This window comes from Sphingobium rhizovicinum (genome assembly GCF_042647625.1).
Lineage (GTDB): Bacteria > Pseudomonadota > Alphaproteobacteria > Sphingomonadales > Sphingomonadaceae > Sphingobium > Sphingobium rhizovicinum.
Genome location: NZ_JBHRVU010000004.1, coordinates 1908904 through 1924755, shown reverse-complemented (window position 1 = coordinate 1924755; position 15852 = coordinate 1908904). Strand labels below are relative to the sequence as shown.

Annotated in this window: 16 protein-coding genes; 3 read left to right on the top strand and 13 right to left on the bottom strand. The window is 64.0% G+C overall.

Annotated features, from left to right (window positions below; genetic code table 11):
* Nucleotides 1-60: 60 nt before the first annotated feature.
* Genes rodA through ACFOKF_RS10540 form a run of 5 tightly spaced genes read right to left on the bottom strand, consistent with a single transcriptional unit; the run spans nucleotide 61 to nucleotide 5744 of the window.
* Nucleotides 61-1173 (bottom strand): rod shape-determining protein RodA, encoded by a 1113-nt coding sequence (rodA, locus tag ACFOKF_RS10560; protein WP_380795531.1) that lies wholly within the window; start codon nucleotides 1171-1173, stop codon nucleotides 61-63.
* The gene (mrdA, locus tag ACFOKF_RS10555) at nucleotides 1170-3245 is read right to left on the bottom strand and encodes a penicillin-binding protein 2 (protein ID WP_380795529.1); all 2076 of its coding nucleotides are present in this window, start codon (nucleotides 3243-3245) and stop codon (nucleotides 1170-1172) included. Before mrdA ends, rodA begins: the two co-directional genes overlap by 4 nt.
* Entirely contained in the window at nucleotides 3242-3769 is a 528-nt protein-coding gene (mreD, locus tag ACFOKF_RS10550; RefSeq protein WP_380795528.1) for a rod shape-determining protein MreD, read from the bottom strand. Before mreD ends, mrdA begins: the two co-directional genes overlap by 4 nt.
* Complete coding sequence (gene mreC, locus ACFOKF_RS10545) at nucleotides 3766-4680, bottom strand: rod shape-determining protein MreC (RefSeq protein ID WP_380795527.1); 915 nt, start codon at nucleotides 4678-4680, stop codon at nucleotides 3766-3768. Before mreC ends, mreD begins: the two co-directional genes overlap by 4 nt.
* A gap of 17 nt (nucleotides 4681-4697) precedes the next feature.
* Nucleotides 4698-5744, bottom strand: coding sequence for a rod shape-determining protein (locus ACFOKF_RS10540; protein WP_298397054.1), 1047 nt, complete (start codon nucleotides 5742-5744; stop codon nucleotides 4698-4700).
* Between the two features lie 158 nt (nucleotides 5745-5902).
* Between ACFOKF_RS10540 and mutL the strand changes: the two genes are divergently transcribed.
* Both mutL and ACFOKF_RS10530 read left to right on the top strand, forming a co-directional pair.
* Nucleotides 5903-7693, top strand: a complete 1791-nt coding sequence (gene mutL, locus ACFOKF_RS10535) for a DNA mismatch repair endonuclease MutL (RefSeq protein WP_380795525.1) — start codon at nucleotides 5903-5905, stop codon at nucleotides 7691-7693.
* A gap of 26 nt (nucleotides 7694-7719) precedes the next feature.
* Entirely contained in the window at nucleotides 7720-8043 is a 324-nt protein-coding gene (locus tag ACFOKF_RS10530; protein WP_380795524.1) for a hypothetical protein, read from the top strand.
* Nucleotides 8044-8051: 8 nt separating this feature from the next.
* Here ACFOKF_RS10530 and ACFOKF_RS10525 read toward each other — a convergent pair whose 3' ends face one another.
* From ACFOKF_RS10525 to ychF, 5 genes are all read right to left on the bottom strand, one after another.
* Nucleotides 8052-8678 (bottom strand): LysE family translocator, encoded by a 627-nt coding sequence (locus tag ACFOKF_RS10525; protein ID WP_380795523.1) that lies wholly within the window; start codon nucleotides 8676-8678, stop codon nucleotides 8052-8054.
* Nucleotides 8679-8765: 87 nt separating this feature from the next.
* The gene (locus tag ACFOKF_RS10520; protein ID WP_380795522.1) at nucleotides 8766-9230 is read right to left on the bottom strand and encodes a MaoC family dehydratase; all 465 of its coding nucleotides are present in this window, start codon (nucleotides 9228-9230) and stop codon (nucleotides 8766-8768) included.
* A 63-nt stretch (nucleotides 9231-9293) separates the two neighbouring features.
* Nucleotides 9294-10574, bottom strand: coding sequence for an alkaline phosphatase family protein (locus ACFOKF_RS10515; RefSeq protein WP_380795521.1), 1281 nt, complete (start codon nucleotides 10572-10574; stop codon nucleotides 9294-9296).
* Between the two features lie 81 nt (nucleotides 10575-10655).
* Nucleotides 10656-11177 carry a DNA-deoxyinosine glycosylase gene (locus tag ACFOKF_RS10510; RefSeq protein WP_380795519.1) on the bottom strand — a complete coding sequence of 174 codons (522 nt, stop codon included), beginning with the start codon at nucleotides 11175-11177 and terminating at the stop codon, nucleotides 10656-10658.
* 7 nt (nucleotides 11178-11184) lie between these two features.
* Nucleotides 11185-12285, bottom strand: coding sequence for a redox-regulated ATPase YchF (ychF, locus tag ACFOKF_RS10505; protein ID WP_380795517.1), 1101 nt, complete (start codon nucleotides 12283-12285; stop codon nucleotides 11185-11187).
* Nucleotides 12286-12422: 137 nt separating this feature from the next.
* Here ychF and ACFOKF_RS10500 point away from each other — a divergent pair, with 137 nt between their 5' ends.
* Nucleotides 12423-12854: a DUF983 domain-containing protein gene (locus tag ACFOKF_RS10500; protein WP_380795516.1), complete on the top strand. Its 432-nt coding sequence runs from the start codon at nucleotides 12423-12425 to the stop codon at nucleotides 12852-12854.
* A 3-nt stretch (nucleotides 12855-12857) separates the two neighbouring features.
* Here ACFOKF_RS10500 and ACFOKF_RS10495 read toward each other — a convergent pair whose 3' ends face one another.
* The 3 genes from ACFOKF_RS10495 to ACFOKF_RS10485 all read right to left on the bottom strand — a co-directional run bounded on the left by ACFOKF_RS10495 (nucleotide 12858) and on the right by ACFOKF_RS10485 (nucleotide 15707).
* A complete protein-coding gene (locus ACFOKF_RS10495) occupies nucleotides 12858-13238 on the bottom strand; it encodes a hypothetical protein (protein ID WP_380795515.1) in 381 nt (126 codons plus the stop codon).
* 30 nt (nucleotides 13239-13268) lie between these two features.
* Nucleotides 13269-13952, bottom strand: a complete 684-nt coding sequence (locus ACFOKF_RS10490) for a DUF2490 domain-containing protein (protein ID WP_380795514.1) — start codon at nucleotides 13950-13952, stop codon at nucleotides 13269-13271.
* Between the two features lie 126 nt (nucleotides 13953-14078).
* Nucleotides 14079-15707 carry an alpha-D-glucose phosphate-specific phosphoglucomutase gene (locus tag ACFOKF_RS10485; protein ID WP_380795513.1) on the bottom strand — a complete coding sequence of 543 codons (1629 nt, stop codon included), beginning with the start codon at nucleotides 15705-15707 and terminating at the stop codon, nucleotides 14079-14081.
* Nucleotides 15708-15852 lie beyond the last annotated feature (145 nt).

The following is a 15852-nucleotide window of genomic DNA, read 5'->3' as shown; positions in this document are numbered from 1 at the left end:
CATGATGATTTGCAAACATTAAATCGCCCTGATTGGCATTTTTTTCGCAAGTCGCGAATTTCAGTGCCAGTTTCCCATGCCTGCGCGCTTTTTCCCGGCGCGGTCGATGGCCATGATGATGCCCACGCACAGCATCACCGTCAGCATCGACGATCCGCCATAGGACATGAAGGGCAGGGGAATGCCCACCACCGGCGCCAGGCCCATCACCATCATCAGGTTGATCGCGACATAGAAGAAGATCGTGGTGGTCAGGCCCGCCGCCGTCAGCCGTGCAAATTTGTCCTGCGTACGCATCGACACCCGGATGCCCCAGCGAAACAGCAGCATGAACGCCAGGATCAGCATCGTGCCGCCCAGCAATCCCCATTCCTCCGCCATGGTGGCGAAGGCGAAATCGGTATGGCCTTCGGGCAGATATTGCAGATGGCTCTGCGTGCCGTTCAGGAATCCCTTGCCCCAGACGCCGCCGGAGCCGATCGCGATCTTGGACTGGCTGATATGATAGCCCGCGCCCAGCGGATCGCTTTCGGGGTCCAGGAAGATGAGAACGCGGTTCTTCTGATAATCATGCAGGAAACTGAAGGCGATCGGGATCAGGGCTGCGACGGCAAGGCCCGACCCGATGAACAGCCGCAGCGGCAGGCCGGCCAGGAACATGACGGTGATGCCCCCCGCCAGGATCATGGTTGCGGTTCCCAGATCCGGCTGGATCAGCACCAGCGCCCAGGGAAAGCCGATCAGCACCAGCGCGGGCCAGATGGCATGCCAGCCGCGAATTTCGCCCACCGGCAACATGGCGTAGAAACGCGCGATGGTCAGGACGATGATCGGCTTCATGAATTCCGACGGCTGGAGTTGCATGAAGCCCAGATTGATCCAGCGCTGGCTGCCCCCGGCCACGCCGCCGATCAGTTCAACCACGACCAGCGCCGCCAGCACCGCGCCATAGGCCGGGAAGGCGTAGCGGGCGAAAACCGACACCGGAATGCGGCTGAGACCCAGCGCCATCGCGGAGAAGACGCAGAAGCGCACGCCCTGATTGACCGCCCAGGGAAAGATGCTGCCATTGGCCGCACTGTAGAGCACGACCGTGCCAAAGCCGGCGATCGCCAGCAACAGGCCCAATATGCGCCAGGGAAAATCGGTGATGGGCTTGGGAACGATGCTCATGGCGCGGCCGTGCTGTTGGCGGGGGGGGGAACATCCTCTTCCTCCGCGGCGGATGATTGGGGCGCGGCCTGCGCTGCGGGTTGCGCGGCATTGCTGCTCGCCGCATTCATCGCATTGTCGGCGGGGGGCGGCACCTCGCCCTTCTCGATCGCCTTGGCCAGACGGAAGGCCGCCATCTGCCGCGCCTGCCGCTCTCCGGGCGTGCCGCCCCAGCCCTTCTCCAGCGTCTCCAGCTTCTCCATCGCCTTGGCCGGATCGAACAGATAGGACAGCGTGTCGCTGGCGATCATCGGCGCGTCTTCATTGCGAATGGTGTGGCCGCCATGTTCGATGATGCAGGCGATGGCGTAGCGCGGATTGTCGAACGGCGCGAACCCCTGGAACAGGGCATGGTCGCGCAGCTTGAAGGGCAGGCCGGCATTGCCGCGCACGCCGCCCGCGCGTTCGGCCATGGTGATGCGGCGCACCTGCGCCGTGCCGGTCTTGCCCGCAATCATCACACCGGGAATGGAACTGCGCGCCGCTCCGCCGGTGCCGCCGCCATTGACCACCGCGTTCATCGCGTCGCGGATCACGACCAGATGCTCCTCGGTCGATCCGACCGGCGCGGGATCGGGCCGTGGCGCACCATGAATGAAGTTGGGCATCAATTGCTTGCCGGTGGCCAGCCGCGCCGCCATCACCGCCATTTGCAACGGGTTGATCAGCATATAGCCCTGACCGATGGTGGCGTTCACCGTGTCATAGACTTGCCATTTCTGGTTATATTTCCGTTCCTTCCACGCCGGGTCTGGCACAGTGCCATAACTCTGGCTGGGGAAGGGCAGGTCGAATTTCTGACCCATGCCCACGCGCCGCGCCATGCTGGCGATGCGATCCATGCCGATGCGCTGGGCCATCTGATAAAAATAAATGTCGCAACTCTGGGCGATAGCCCCGCGCATGTTGAGCGGCCCGTGGCCGCGCTTCTTGTGACAGTGGAACAGCGTGTTGCCGACCCGGATCGCGCCCGGACAATTGACCGATTCGGCCGGCGAAACACCCGCCTCCAACAGCGCCAGCGCCACCATCGGCTTGACTGTCGATCCGGGCGGATAAAGCCCCTGCAACGTCTTGTTGCGCAGGGGGATGTGATCGTCCTTCGACAGCATTTCATATTCCAGATGGCTGATGCCGTCGGAAAAGCTGTTGGGATCGAAACTGGGCATGGACGCCAGCGCCAGCACATCGCCATTGTGGCAATCGAGCACCACCACCGCGCCGCTCTGCGTGGCGAGGCGGCGGCCGGCATATTCCTGCAATCCGGCGTCGATGGTCAGCTTGATCGTGCGCCCCGGCGTATCGGTGCGGGTGGTGAGTTCCTGCACGATCTTGCCCCGCGCCGTCACCTCCACGCGCTTGGCGCCGGGCTTGCCGGTCAGGTGACGATCAAACGCCTTTTCAAGGCCATCCTTGCCGATCTTGAAACCCGGCGTGATCAGCAGCGGGTCCTTGCGCGCCTTATAATCCTCCGCCGTCGCCGCGCCGACATAGCCCAGCAGATGCCCCACGGTCGCGCCGGCGGGATAGTTGCGCGAAAAGCCCTGGCTGGGCGCCACGCCCGGCAGGTCGGGCAGGCGCACGCTGATCGCGGCATATTGGTCATAGGTCAGCTTGTCGGCCACCTGCACCGGGCGGAAGCCGGCCGACTTTTCGAGATCCTCGCGGATGCGGTCGACCTCGTCCGGCTCCAGCTTCAGCAGGCGGGCCAGTTCGGTGATCGTCGCTTCGGGATTGATCACCCGTTGCGGGATCAGGTCGACGCGAAAATCGGTGCGGTTGTCCGCCAGCGCCTTGCCATGGCGATCGAGTATCCAGCCCCGGCGCGGCGGTATCAGCGTCATGTTGACGCGATTGCTCTCCGACAACAGGCTGTATTTTTCATTCTGGACCACGCTGATCCACGCCATGCGCCCCACCAGCATCGCGCCGACAGCCCCCTGCAACCCGCCAACCACCATCGCGCGGCGCGAAAAGGTGAAGGACTGGGCGGCTTCGGTGACGATCTTGCGCTTGGGCGTCAGAAACTTCATGCCATCACGCGCCAGCGGTCGATCCGCGCGCATTGGCGGACGACAAAGGGAAATAGCAGGATCGTCCAGACCATCTGGGGCGCGACCAGGGAAAAGCTCACATGACCTCCGCCGGTGATCCGTGCAAAGAACCAACCACCGGAAATGCAGAAGATAGTCGCGACGGCGGCAATTAGCCAGTCCTGCCGGTATCCCCGCCACACCATGCGATGTTCGATCCAGTCGATGCAAACCAGCGCTAGCGTCCAGAGGAACACCGCAGAGCCGATCGGCTGGCCGCTCATCATGTCGTCGAACAGACCCAGCGGCAGCGCGATCCACGCGCGCCACAATTCAGGACGCAGCAGTCGCCAGGACAGCAGGATCAGCAGGCCGAAAGGCGGCAGAATCGCGGACTGGGCGATCACCGGCAAAGCGGTCAGGAAGGATCCCAGCATGACGGTGATGACCGGCGTGCCGGCCAGCCGGAACCGGGAAGGGTAACGGCCCAGGCGCGGCACATGGTGCAGATGCGGGTCGATCATGGCGCGGCGGCGTTGCCCGGCGGCGGCCCTTCCGCAATCGGGGGGGCAGTGGGACCGGGCCGGGTGACGGCCTCCTCGAAAATGCGCTCCACCACGACGGCGTCGACGCGTGCGGGGTTGGCGAGCGGCACGCCATAGGCGATCTCACCCTGCGCCCGCACCACAACGGCGACCGGGATATTGGGCTGATAAACGCCGCCAATGCCCGACGTCACCAGCAGGTCGCCGGGCTTGAACGGATTGCGGCCCGCTGTCAGCGCGCGCACTTCGACCGATCCGTCGCCCATGCCGGTGGAAATGGCGGGAATATTGTCGCTGGCCCGGCGCACCGGCACGATATTGCTGGTGTCGGTCAGCAACAGCACGTCGGCGCTATTGGGGCTGGTGATGTGGATGCGGCCGATCAGCCCTTCGGGCGCGCGCACCGGCATGCCTGCGCGGACCCCCTGCCAGCTTCCCGCGTTCAGCCGCGCAAAGCGGCGCGCGCTGGACGAAGAGGAGGCGATCAGCCGTGCGGTCAGCAGGTCGCTGCTATCCTCGTCCACCAGCTTCAGCAATTTCTTGAGGCGGATATTTTCCTGCGCCACCGCCTTCGCCTCGATGATGCGATTACGGTCGGCTTCCACCTGTCGACGCAGGCCAACATTTTGCGACCCGGCGCGCCAATAGGCGACCAGCACTTCGTCGATCGAACTGACGCCGCTCACCATGGACTTCATCGTCACCGATGCCGGACGGCTGATTTCGGCGGCGGCAATGCGCAACGCCGCAAAGCCGGTGGGGTCGAAGATTGCGACCACCACCAGCAGCAAGCCTACGACAGCCCCGGTGAGCGCCACGACATAGCTGGCGAACAAGCTATATTGCGCCCTCCGGTTGATGCCGGGGCGTCGGCTGGGTGGCCGCGCCATATCTCAGGCCCCTTCGATCAGGCGGTTTGCAGCACGCCCCGGAAGATCGGATCCTCCATCGCGCGGCCGGTGCCGATCGCGACGCAGGTCAGCGGATCTTCCGCGATGGTCACGGGCAGGCCGGTCTCGTCGCGCAGTTCATCGTCCAGCCCCTTGAGCAGCGCGCCGCCGCCGGTCAGGACGATGCCCTGATCGACAATGTCGGCCGCCAGTTCGGGCGCCGTGTTTTCCAGCGCGATGCGCACGCCCTCCACGATGGTGCCGATCGGTTCGGCCAGCGCGTCGGCAATCTGACCCTGATTGATCGAGATTTCCTTGGGCACGCCGTTCACCAGATCGCGACCCTTGATGTGGATCGTTTCGCCAACGCCGTCTTCGGGCGGCTGGGCGACGCCGAACTGCTTCTTGATGCGCTCGGCCGTGGCTTCGCCGATCAGCAGATTATGGTGACGGCGCACGAAGGACACGATCGCTTCGTCCATCTTGTCGCCGCCCACGCGCACGCTGGTGGTGTAGGCCAGGCCGCGCAGCGACAGCACGGCGACTTCGGTCGTGCCCCCGCCAATGTCGACCACCATGGAGCCGATCGGCTCGGTCACGGGCATGTCGGCGCCGATCGCGGCGGCCATCGGCTCCTCGATCAGGAAGACCTGGCTGGCACCAGCGTTGCTGGCGGCGTCGCGGATCGCGCGGCGCTCGACGCTGGTCGAACCACTGGGCACGCAGATCACGATTTCCGGCGCGCGCCAGGGGCTATGCTTGCCGCCATGAACCTTGCGGATGAAATGCTTGATCATTTCTTCGGCGACATCGATGTCGGCGATCACGCCGTCGCGCAGCGGACGGATGGCTTCCACCGAATCCGGGGTCTTGCCCATCATCAGCTTGGCGTCGACGCCAACGGCCTTGACCCGCTTGATGCCGTTCAGTGTCTCCATGGCGACCACCGACGGTTCGTTCAGCACGATGCCGCGACCGCGCACATAAACCACCGTATTGGCCGTGCCCAGATCGATGGCCATGTCCTGTGAGGAGAATTTGAAGAGACGCGAGAAGATCGACATGCCTTATCCTGTTTCGCCCGCCGTCCCCGCGACGCGATAAGGGGATCGTCGGAAAGCTGTTCTGCCCGACCGCTGGTTCGTCCTTCTTGCCCCTTGCAGTGCAAAAAATTCGGCTTCGCGGCTCGCGGAAAGCGCTCGCTTGGGCTAGTCCCTAATCAATGTCAATACGCCGTCTGCCCGAACATCTGGTCAATCGTATCGCCGCCGGTGAAGTGGTCGAAAGACCCGCCAGCGCGCTGAAAGAGATCGTTGAAAACGCTTTGGATGCGGGCGCGACTCGCGTCGCCGTTCGCCTGTCCAATGGCGGCCTCGACCGGATCGAGGTCAGCGATGATGGCTGCGGCATGGATTCGGCCGACATGGCGCTGGCGCTGGAGCGGCACGCTACCTCCAAAATGCCCGACGATGCCATTGAAAATGTGGCTACTTTGGGCTTCCGGGGGGAGGCGCTGCCGTCCATCGCCAGTGTCGCCCGCCTCTCCATCGACAGCCGCCCGCGCGGGGCCGATGGCTGGAACCGCACCGTCGACAATGGCCAGCTGGTGGCGGAGGGACCAGCCGCCCTGCCGCCGGGCACCCGCGTCGCCGTGGACCAGCTGTTCGGCAAGGTGCCGGCCCGGCGCAAATTCCTGCGGTCGCCCAAGGCGGAATATGCCGCCTGTCTCGATGTCGTACGTCGTCTCGCAATGGCACATCCGGCCGTCGCCTTCTCGGTCGAACATGATGGGCGGCGGGTGCTGGGCGTGCAGGGCGACGAAGGACGGGAGGATCGCGTCGCGTCGCTCACCGATCGGCAACTGGCCGACAATCATGTGATCGTTAGCCTTGAGCGGGACGGGGTGCAGCTTTCGGGCGTCGCTTCCCTGCCGACCTACAACCGGGGCGTGGGCGATCATCAATATCTGTTCGTCAATGGCCGCCCGGTGAAGGACCGCCTGTTGATCGGTGCGCTGCGCGGCGCCTATGCCGACATGCTGGCGCGCGACCGGCATCCGGTGGTCGCCCTGTTCCTCGATGTTCCGCCGCATGAGGTGGATGTGAACGTCCACCCCGCCAAGACCGAAGTTCGCTTTCGCGATCCGGCGCTGATCCGGGGCATGATCGTATCCGGCCTGCGCCGCGCGCTCGATGCGGAAGGCTTCCGTTCGGTGCAACAGGCCGATGCGGCGGGCCTCGCCGCATGGAAGCCCGAACCCCTGTCGCCGACGCCGATCAGCGCCATGCCGATCTTCGAGGCGGGGGCGTCATCACCCGTCAGCTACAACCAGTTCACGCAATCTTCCTTCGCCGATCGCCGCCCCTCCTTCCTGACGCCACCACCGCAGGCCCGCGCCGAACCGGCCGCCGCGCCCGCGCCGGAAGCGCACAGCTTTCCGCTCGGCGTCGCACGCGGACAGGTGGCGCGCACCTATATCGTCGCCGAAGCGGAAGATGGCCTCGTCATCGTCGACCAGCATGCCGCGCATGAGCGGCTGACGCTGGAACGCATGCGCCGGGCGATGGAGGGGCAGGGTGTGGCCTCTCAGGCGCTGCTGCTGCCCGAAGTGGTCGAACTGGACGAACCGGCCTGCGACCGTCTGGAGGCGCGCATCGCTGAACTCAAGGATTTCGGCCTCGATCTGGAGCGCTTCGGTCCTTCCGCCATGCTGGTCCGCGCGGTGCCGGCGATGCTGGGTCAGTCGGATGTGCAGGGGCTGGTCACGGATCTGGCGGACGATCTCGCCGCCTATGACAGTGCCCTGTCGCTCAAGGAACGGCTGGACCTCGTCGCCGCAACCATGGCCTGCCACGGCTCCGTCCGCGCCGGCCGCGTGCTGAGCGTCGCGGAAATGAACGCCCTGCTGCGAGAGATGGAAGTCACGCCCCGCTCAGGCCAGTGCAATCACGGGCGGCCGACCTGGGTGAAGCTGGGCCATGGGGATATTGAGAAGCTTTTTGGTAGAAAGTGATGTGTAGATCGGCAATTCCGTTCTTATTGGTAGCCATCTTCGCATTGCCGGGCTGCAAAGAAAGCTCGAAGCGGGAAGGCGAAGAGATGATGGCGAAAATAGAAGCGAAAATTGCCATGCCGCAAAGGGCTTGGCCACTGAAGGACTATAGCCGTTATTATTATTGGGCTTCAGATACCGACCATCGCAAGATTTATGGCGTGCTTTCTATAGATCAAAAACCGGGGCGATGGTGGGTTGAAGTCGATGAAGCGCCACAAATCATGGACGGCGGGTGCAGCGTCATCTCGTTGACCTATGATGTTCCATCGGATCGTGTAGTTTCAATTATTTGTAACGGCGAAGCCTGACGTAATTCCTACCGCTCCACCGCCATGCGCACGGCCAGTCCGCCCAGCACCGTGCCCATGAACCAGCGCTGGATCGTCAGCCAGCGCGGGCGGCCGTGCAGGAAGCCGGCGATCGATCCGGCGAGGCAGGCGATGACGGCGTTGACGGACAGGCTGATGACGATCTGCGTTGCGCCCAGAACCAGCGACTGGCCCAATATATGGCCGCGCGCTGGATCGACAAATTGCGGCAGCAGCGACAGATAGATCATCGCGACCTTGGGATTGAGCAGGTTCGTGACCAGCCCCATGGTGAAGAGGCGGCGCGGACTATCCTGCGGCAGGGCGCGAACCTGAAAGGGCGATCGCCCGCCGGGCCGCACCGCGCTCCACGCCAGCCAGAGCAGATAGAGCGCTCCACCAATTCGCAGCACATCATAGGCGAAGGGCACTGCCATCAGCAGCGCGGTGATGCCGAACGCCGCGCTCACCATGTAGAACAGAAAGCCGCAGGCCACACCCAGCAGGGAGATCATGCCGGCCGTGCGCCCCTGCGCAATGGAGCGCGAGATCAGGTAGATCATGTTCGGGCCGGGCGTCAGCACCATGCCCAGCGAGATCAGCGCGAAGGCGAGGAGATGGGCGGTGCTGGGCATGGGCGGCTTTCCCCGATTGCTGGCATGCCGGTCCCTACCGCCAACCATCCGGGCCGCGCAGAGCCACTATGCAGAATTTGGCCCTGATTATGCGGGCCGTGTCCGCCACATGGCGATCGGGATCATGGTCAGCACCGGCTTGTCGTCCTGATTGAAGATCGTCACCTTGTTGTGGACGATGCCCATTTCCGGGCGGCTTTGCGATGCTTTCTTGGCGATGACTTCGTTACGCCCACGCAGCGTATCGCCGGGGCGCACCGGGAGCAGCCAGCGCAGTTCGTCCACGCCCACCGCGCCAAGGCTGGCGGCCTGCCGTCCCGGACGCGCCTGCATTTCCGCCACGAACATCTTCATGAACAGGGCGGTCGTGTGCCAGCCGCTGGCGGAAATCGTGCCGAAATGGGTGGTCGCCGCCGCTTCGTCCGACAAATGGAAGGGCTGGGGATCGAACTCTGCGGCAAAGGCGACCGTCTCGTCGCGCGAGACGGTCAGCGGCCCGAAGTCGAAGCTGTCGCCGATCGCAATATCCTCGAAATAGACAATCTCTTCCATCCTCACCCAACTCCGATTTTGCAATGAATGCGGATGTAGGAGCCGTTTCCGTTTACGTCAATGTTAGGGCTTGACCAGTCCCCGCAATGCCGCCGCATTGCCGTCCGACGCGACCGGAGTCACGCCCAGCAGGCGGGCGAGCAGCGGATAGACATCGACATTGGTGAAGTCCGCAGACGGACGGAAGCTGGTGTTGAAGGCCGGCCCATTGGCGATGAACAGCGCCTGCATTTCGGGCGCACGATCGTCCCAGCCATGGTCGCCGCCGCTGATCGGCTTGGATGGCGTCGTATTCTGAAACACCCAGCCGGTCTCGGCCAGACAGAAATAGGGCGGGATGCGGCGATGCGTGCCATAATGGAAACGCGCCGGAATCTCCCCCTTGCGCCAGCATTGCATATGGTCGCGCGGCTTGAACAGCGCCGCTTCCAGCGCCTTTTCATGGCCCGGAATGGCGGCCAGGCTGGCATAGGGGCCAGTTTCGACGGTGCGATAATCGGCCGGATCGGCGATCTTGTCGAGTATGATCACCCGGTCATTCGCTTTGGCGGCCATGCCATGGTCGGACACGATGACGATATTCGCCGGCTGACCCAGCGCCTTGAGGCCGACAATAAGATCGCCGATATGCGCGTCGACGTCTGCGACCGCCTGTGTCGTCTGCGCCGCATCCGGCCCGTTGACATGGCCGGCGGTGTCGACCTCATCGAAATAGAGGGTGACGAAGCGTGGGCGAATGTCGGCCGGGCGGCGCAGCACGTCCAGCACCCCATTCACGCGCTGCGTCGGGCTGATCGCTTCATTGAACTGCGCCCAGTCGCTGGGGCGCGATCCGTTGCTGATGACATGGGGCCATTCCGCCGCCTTGGTGCCGCCCCAGGCGACATTGGAGCCGGGCCAGAACATGGTGGCGGTGCGCACGCCCTGCTTTTCGGCGGTGATCCAGATCGGCTCGGCCTCGTTCCACCAATAGGGATCATCGCTGGCCATGGTGAACTTGTCCTTGGGCCGGCTGTCATCCTCCATATTATTGGCGACGATGCCGCTGCGATCGGGCCGGTCGCCGGTGACGATCGCCCAGTGATTGGGGAAGGTCTTGGTCGGGAAAGAGGGACGCATCGCGGATTCGACGCCGCCCGCCGCCAGCGCATTGAGGTTGGGCGACACGCCGCGCTTCAGATAATCGGGGCGAAACCCGTCGATCGACACCAAAATGGTCACGGGCGCGCGTTGCTCCGCCTGCGCCGTCGTCGCTGCGGGCGCGGAACGGACGGTCTGGACGGACACGCAACCGCTCAATGCGGTGACGGCGAGCAGGGCGGCGGCAAGGGATCGGATCAGCATGGCGACTCTTGTTTTCAATCTGTGCAATAAACCTCGCTTAGCAGCGATGCTATGACGGTAAAGTGACGTTTTGGTAGGGTTTCATGCCAGCGCGTCGCGCAGCACCATCCACGCCTGCCGCTTCGCCTCGCGCGACAGGCTGGCATAGGCGCCGCTGGAGGAGGGCAGGTCGATCAGCGTCAGGCCGGGCCGCTCGCCCAGTTGCCGCCGCCCATGGGTGGCCGCCGTCTTCCCGTTGAAGCCGATCGCGCGCAGCGCCGGCAGCCGCTCCACGAACAGGCCCAGATCCCGCAACTCCGCGCCCCTTATGCTGCTGTCCAGACTGCCGGGCCGCTCGGCGCTTTCGATCACGTCCCACAGGCCAATGCCCAGCGCGCGCAACCGCTTCAGCCGCATCGCATAGGGCTGTCCGCGCAAGGCTTCCCCCAGCACATCGCCCAGCAAGTCCCAGAAGGCATTGCCGCGATGCGCATAATATTCGCCCTGCTTGATCGAGGCATCACCCGGCAGGCTGCCCAAAATCAGCAGCTTCGTATGCGCGTCCACGCTGGGCGGAAAGGCCGCCTTGCGCTGCGCAGACATTTGTCCCGGACGCAGCGCCATGGGGAGATCAGACGTTGAAGCGGAACAGCATGATGTCGCCGTCCTGCGTCACATAATCCTTGCCTTCGGAGCGCCACTTGCCCGCTTCCTTGGCCCCGGCTTCGCCATTGAATTGGACATAGTCGGCATAGGCCATGGTTTCGGCGCGGATGAAGCCCTTCTCGAAATCGGTGTGGATCGCACCGGCCGCCTGCGGGGCCTTGCTGCCCTTGTGCACGGTCCAGGCGCGGGCCTCCTTCGGCCCGACGGTGAAGAAGGTGATGAGGCCCAGCAGTTCATAGCCGGCGCGGATGATGCGGGCGAGGCCGGCTTCGGTCAGGCCCAGCGCTTCGAGATATTCGGTGCGCTCCTCGATCGGCATCGTCACCAGTTCCGCCTCGATCGCGGCGGACACGATCACCGCCTTGGCGTTTTCGGCGGCGGCCTTCTCGAACACGCGGGCCGAATGAGCATTGCCTTCCGAAGCGGCGTCTTCCTCGACATTGCAGACATAGAGGACTGGCTTGGCCGTCAGCAGTTGCGCCTGCGCGAACAGCCGTTCTTCCTCCACGTCGCGCGGCACGGTGAGGCGGGCGGGCTTGCCGTCGCGCAGCAGGTCGAGCGCCTGACCCAGCACGGCGGCCGCCGCCTTGGCTTCCTTGTCGCCCTGCGCCGCCTTCTTGGCGAGGTTGGGGACGCGCTTTTCCAGGCTTTCCAGGTCCGCCAGCATCAGTTCGGTTTCGACCGTCTCGGCGTCGGCGATGGGATCGACCTTGCCCTCGACATGGGTGATGTCGCCATCCTCGAAACAGCGCAGGACATGGACGATAGCGTCCGTCTCGCGAATGTTCGCGAGGAACTGGTTGCCAAGGCCTTCGCCCTTGGATGCGCCTCGGACAAGGCCGGCAATGTCGACAAAGCTCAGCTGCGTTTCGATGATCTTCGCGCTGCCGCCGATCTTCGCGATCGTCTGGAGCCGGTCGTCGGGCACGGCGACCCGGCCTTCGTTCGGCTCGATCGTGCAGAAGGGATAATTGGCCGCCTGCGCCGCCTGCGTTTCGGTGAGCGCATTGAACAGGGTGGACTTGCCCACATTGGGAAGACCGACGATACCGCAACGAAAACCCATCTGACTGCCTTACAAGATCGAAATGAAGAATTGCCGCGCCCGATAGCGCTTTGTCGCGCGAAAGGCCAGCCTTGGACAAAAGGCGCAATCGACACGGGGCATGACCGGGCGCAAGAGATGCGCAGACAGGAGACGACATGGAAGAGGATGGTCACGCCTATTGGACCGACGAGGCCGGCGGCCGCTGGAAAAAGCGCCCGGCGCACGAAACCGGCGTCCTGGGCCGTTGCCCCCGCTGCGGCGAGGGGCATATCTTCACCGGCTTCCTCACGCTGCGCGACCATTGCGAAGTGTGCGGCCTTGATTACAGCTTCGCCGACCCGGCCGACGGCCCGGCTGTCTTCGTTCAGCTCTTCGCCTGCGTGCCGGGCGTCATCTTCATCCTGATGCTGGAAATCATGGCGCGGCCGCCGCTCTGGGTGCATCTGGCCGTGGGCGTGCCAGTGCTGATCCTGACGACGGTGCTGCCGATGCGCCCGATCAAGGGCTGGCTGGTCGCAGCACAATTCACCACCCGCGCGCAGGAGGCCGGGACGAGCGCCCTCTGGGCGAAACTGCACGAGAAATAGGCCTCACCCCAGGCATCGCAGCAGCGCCGCCCGATGTAGCCGGCGCAACTCGCGATCGGGCGGACGCTGCACCGTCACCTGCGCGCCGCTTCCTTTCGGCGTGATCGTGATCAACAGGCGCTGGACGATATTGGTGACTATGATCCCGTCTCCGGCCTGCAACTGGTGAAGGTTGAGCAGGCTGGGCGGGATCGCCAGCATACAGTCCCTGATCGCTTCGGGCTTGGCGGTGGATGCACGCCGCATCACGACCTGCGTGCTGATGGCCGCCAATGCGCGATAGTCCTGCTGGTCCTCATCTTCCCACGGCCCGGTCGCGATGTGAAAAGCGGAAAAGACGCCGATAAAGGCCAGCGCCGACAGGGTTCTCGATCGCCACGACATGCCTTGTCCTAGGACAGGCCGTCCGCGCCCTCAATGGCGGAAAAACAATGTCACCGACGCCACATGATTGACGCGCGTGTTGCCGCCGCGCTGATTGATGAGCTGATTGAGATAGCCGACCTCCAGTGTGGAGGCGCCGGGCAGACCCAGTTCCGCGCCAACGAAGCTGCGCAACTGATCGAAGCCGCTGCGCGCGCCCCAGTCGGTGTCGTTGAGTGCGGCAAAGCCTTCGGCATAGACCAGCGCATTCACCGCATCGCTATTCGCCTTCAACGGCTTTTCGTAACGGAGCATCTCGCGCACCCGCCATCCCATATCGTCGCCATTGGACCGCCAGCGTTGCTCCAGCCGCGTGCGGGAGGACAATTCGCCGCCCAAAGGCTTGCCCATGATCCAGCTGATCTGCTGGAAACTCCGCTCTTCATTGGCGTCCTTGCCGCCCTCGATCGGCACGACGACATGGGCGAAGCCCTGATACAGGGTCAGAGAGGGTGAGAATTTCCATCCCAGCGCGCCGCGAAACAAAGCCTGATCGACCCGCGACACGCCGTCGCCGATGCGTGGCTGGATTTCTGCGAAATAGACGATCTTGTCCTTCACCGATCCCATCGCCGTCAGGTTGAGCCAGAATTGCTCATCCTCGCTGGTGGCGGCATGAACCGGGACAGCAGACAGGGCGAAACAGGCGGACAGGCAAAGGGCGAGGCGGCGCATGGAGTTCCCGGAAACAGAAAAGGACAGGCAACCGACGCGTGCGGCTGCCTGTCCCTTCTACGGCGGATGCGTTTCCGCCTTGTTTCCCGGTTGTGAGTTTATGTCCTCACGCAACCGATCCTTGCATCAGGTGATGACGCTGGGCTGATCCATTCCGGTATAGCCGGCAATGTCGGCCACTTCCTGCGCCGCGGCGATCAACGGCGCGAGCGCCACCTCCGTTTCCAGTCCCAGTTCGCCGTCCGGCCCGACATAGCGTTCGATATAGACGCGCAGCGTCGCGCCCTCCGTGCCGGTGCCCGACAGGCGGAACACCACGCGCGACCCGTCCGTAAACAGGATGCGCACGCCCTGATTTTTGCTGACCGACTGGTCGGTCGGATCCGTATAGGCGAAATCGTCGGCGCTCTTCACCACGCCGCCGCTGTTGGTCGTGCCGGGCAGGCTGTCTAGTTTATCACGCAGCGCCGCCATCAGCGCATCGGCCTTGTCCTTCGCGATCGCTTCATAATCATGGCGCGCATAATAGTTGCGGCCATAGGTTGTCCAATGATCGGCCATGATCGTCGCGACGCTCTGCTGGCGCACGGCCAATATGTTGAGCCAGAGCAGCACCGCCCAGATGCCGTCCTTCTCGCGCACATGGTCGGACCCGGTGCCTGCGCTTTCCTCGCCACAGATGGTCGCCATGCCGGCGTCCAGCAAATTGCCGAAGAATTTCCATCCCGTCGGCGTTTCATACAGCGGCAGGCCCAGCTTCTCCGCCACCCGGTCGGCCGCGCCGCTGGTCGGCATCGAACGCGCAATGCCCTTGAGGCCCGCGGCATAGCCCGGCGCCAGATGCGCATTGGCCGCGAGCACGGCCAGCGAATCCGATGGCGTCACATAGCAATGCCGGCCGATGATGAGGTTGCGGTCGCCATCGCCATCGGACGCCGCGCCGAAATCGGGGGCGTCGGCCGCCATCATCCGGTCGTACAATATTTTGGCATGGACCAGATTGGGGTCGGGATGATGATGGCCAAAGTCGGGCAGCGGGGTGCCGTTCATCACCGTCCCGGCCGGCGCGCCGAGCCGTCCTTCGAAAATCTCGACGGCGTAAGGCCCCGTGACGGCGCTCATGCTGTCGAAGGCGAGGGTGAAGCCGCCTGCGATCATCGCCCGGATCGCGCCGAAATCGAACAGGCTTGCCATCAGGTCGGCATAGCCGGCGACCGGATCGACCACCTCGACCGTCATCCCGCCCAACAGGCTGCTGCCGATCGCGTCGATGTCCACGTCGGGCCCGTCGAACAGCTTGTAGCTGTCGATCGCCAGAGATCGGGCGGCGATGGCGTCCGTCACCTTCTCCGGCGCAGGGCCGCCATTGCCGATATTATATTTGATGCCGAAATCCTCGTCCGGCCCGCCCGGATTGTGGCTGGCCGACAGGATGAGGCCGCCAAAGGCGCCCGATGAGCGGATCAGATGCGATGCCGCCGGCGTCGACAATATGCCGCCCTTGCCCACCAGCACCCGGCCAAAGCCATTGGCCGCCGCCATCTTCAACACGGTCTGGATCACTTCGCGGTTCAGATAACGGCCGTCGCCGCCCACAACCAGCGTCTGCCCTTCATAGCCGTCCAGGCTGTCGAACACCGACTGGACGAAATTTTCGGCATAATGGGGCTGCTGAAAGACGCGGACCTTCTTGCGCAGGCCCGATGTGCCCGGCTTCTGGTCGGTAAAGGGTTGCGTCGCAACGGTCTGGATCACCCGATTTTTCCCCTCTGTGGCAAGAACGCCCGCGCCTCTATGCCCCGGCAATGCGACGCGGGGCAATGCACTAGTTTCAACTGGTCGCACGCAAGCAACCGATGATCGCTCATCTTGCATCTTCTGTCATCGTCATCATCCTGCA

Excerpts from the sequence above, each read along its gene's own strand:
- ACFOKF_RS10540 (WP_298397054.1), bottom strand. The coding sequence starts at position 5,744 with ATGTCGATCTTCTCGCGTCTCTTCAAATTCTCCTCACAGGACATGGCC.
- ychF (WP_380795517.1), bottom strand. The coding sequence starts at position 12,285 with ATGGGTTTTCGTTGCGGTATCGTCGGTCTTCCCAATGTGGGCAAGTCC.
- mreD (WP_380795528.1), bottom strand. The coding sequence starts at position 3,769 with ATGATCGACCCGCATCTGCACCATGTGCCGCGCCTGGGCCGTTACCCT.
- ACFOKF_RS10515 (WP_380795521.1), bottom strand. The coding sequence starts at position 10,574 with ATGCTGATCCGATCCCTTGCCGCCGCCCTGCTCGCCGTCACCGCATTG.
- ACFOKF_RS10510 (WP_380795519.1), bottom strand. The coding sequence starts at position 11,177 with ATGGCGCTGCGTCCGGGACAAATGTCTGCGCAGCGCAAGGCGGCCTTT.
- ACFOKF_RS10495 (WP_380795515.1), bottom strand. The coding sequence starts at position 13,238 with ATGTCGTGGCGATCGAGAACCCTGTCGGCGCTGGCCTTTATCGGCGTC.
- ACFOKF_RS10500 (WP_380795516.1), top strand. The coding sequence starts at position 12,423 with ATGGAAGAGGATGGTCACGCCTATTGGACCGACGAGGCCGGCGGCCGC.
- mreC (WP_380795527.1), bottom strand. The coding sequence starts at position 4,680 with ATGGCGCGGCCACCCAGCCGACGCCCCGGCATCAACCGGAGGGCGCAA.
- ACFOKF_RS10525 (WP_380795523.1), bottom strand. The coding sequence starts at position 8,678 with ATGCCCAGCACCGCCCATCTCCTCGCCTTCGCGCTGATCTCGCTGGGC.
- rodA (WP_380795531.1), bottom strand. The coding sequence starts at position 1,173 with ATGAGCATCGTTCCCAAGCCCATCACCGATTTTCCCTGGCGCATATTG.
- ACFOKF_RS10520 (WP_380795522.1), bottom strand. The coding sequence starts at position 9,230 with ATGGAAGAGATTGTCTATTTCGAGGATATTGCGATCGGCGACAGCTTC.
- mrdA (WP_380795529.1), bottom strand. The coding sequence starts at position 3,245 with ATGAAGTTTCTGACGCCCAAGCGCAAGATCGTCACCGAAGCCGCCCAG.
- ACFOKF_RS10490 (WP_380795514.1), bottom strand. The coding sequence starts at position 13,952 with ATGCGCCGCCTCGCCCTTTGCCTGTCCGCCTGTTTCGCCCTGTCTGCT.
- mutL (WP_380795525.1), top strand. The coding sequence starts at position 5,903 with ATGTCAATACGCCGTCTGCCCGAACATCTGGTCAATCGTATCGCCGCC.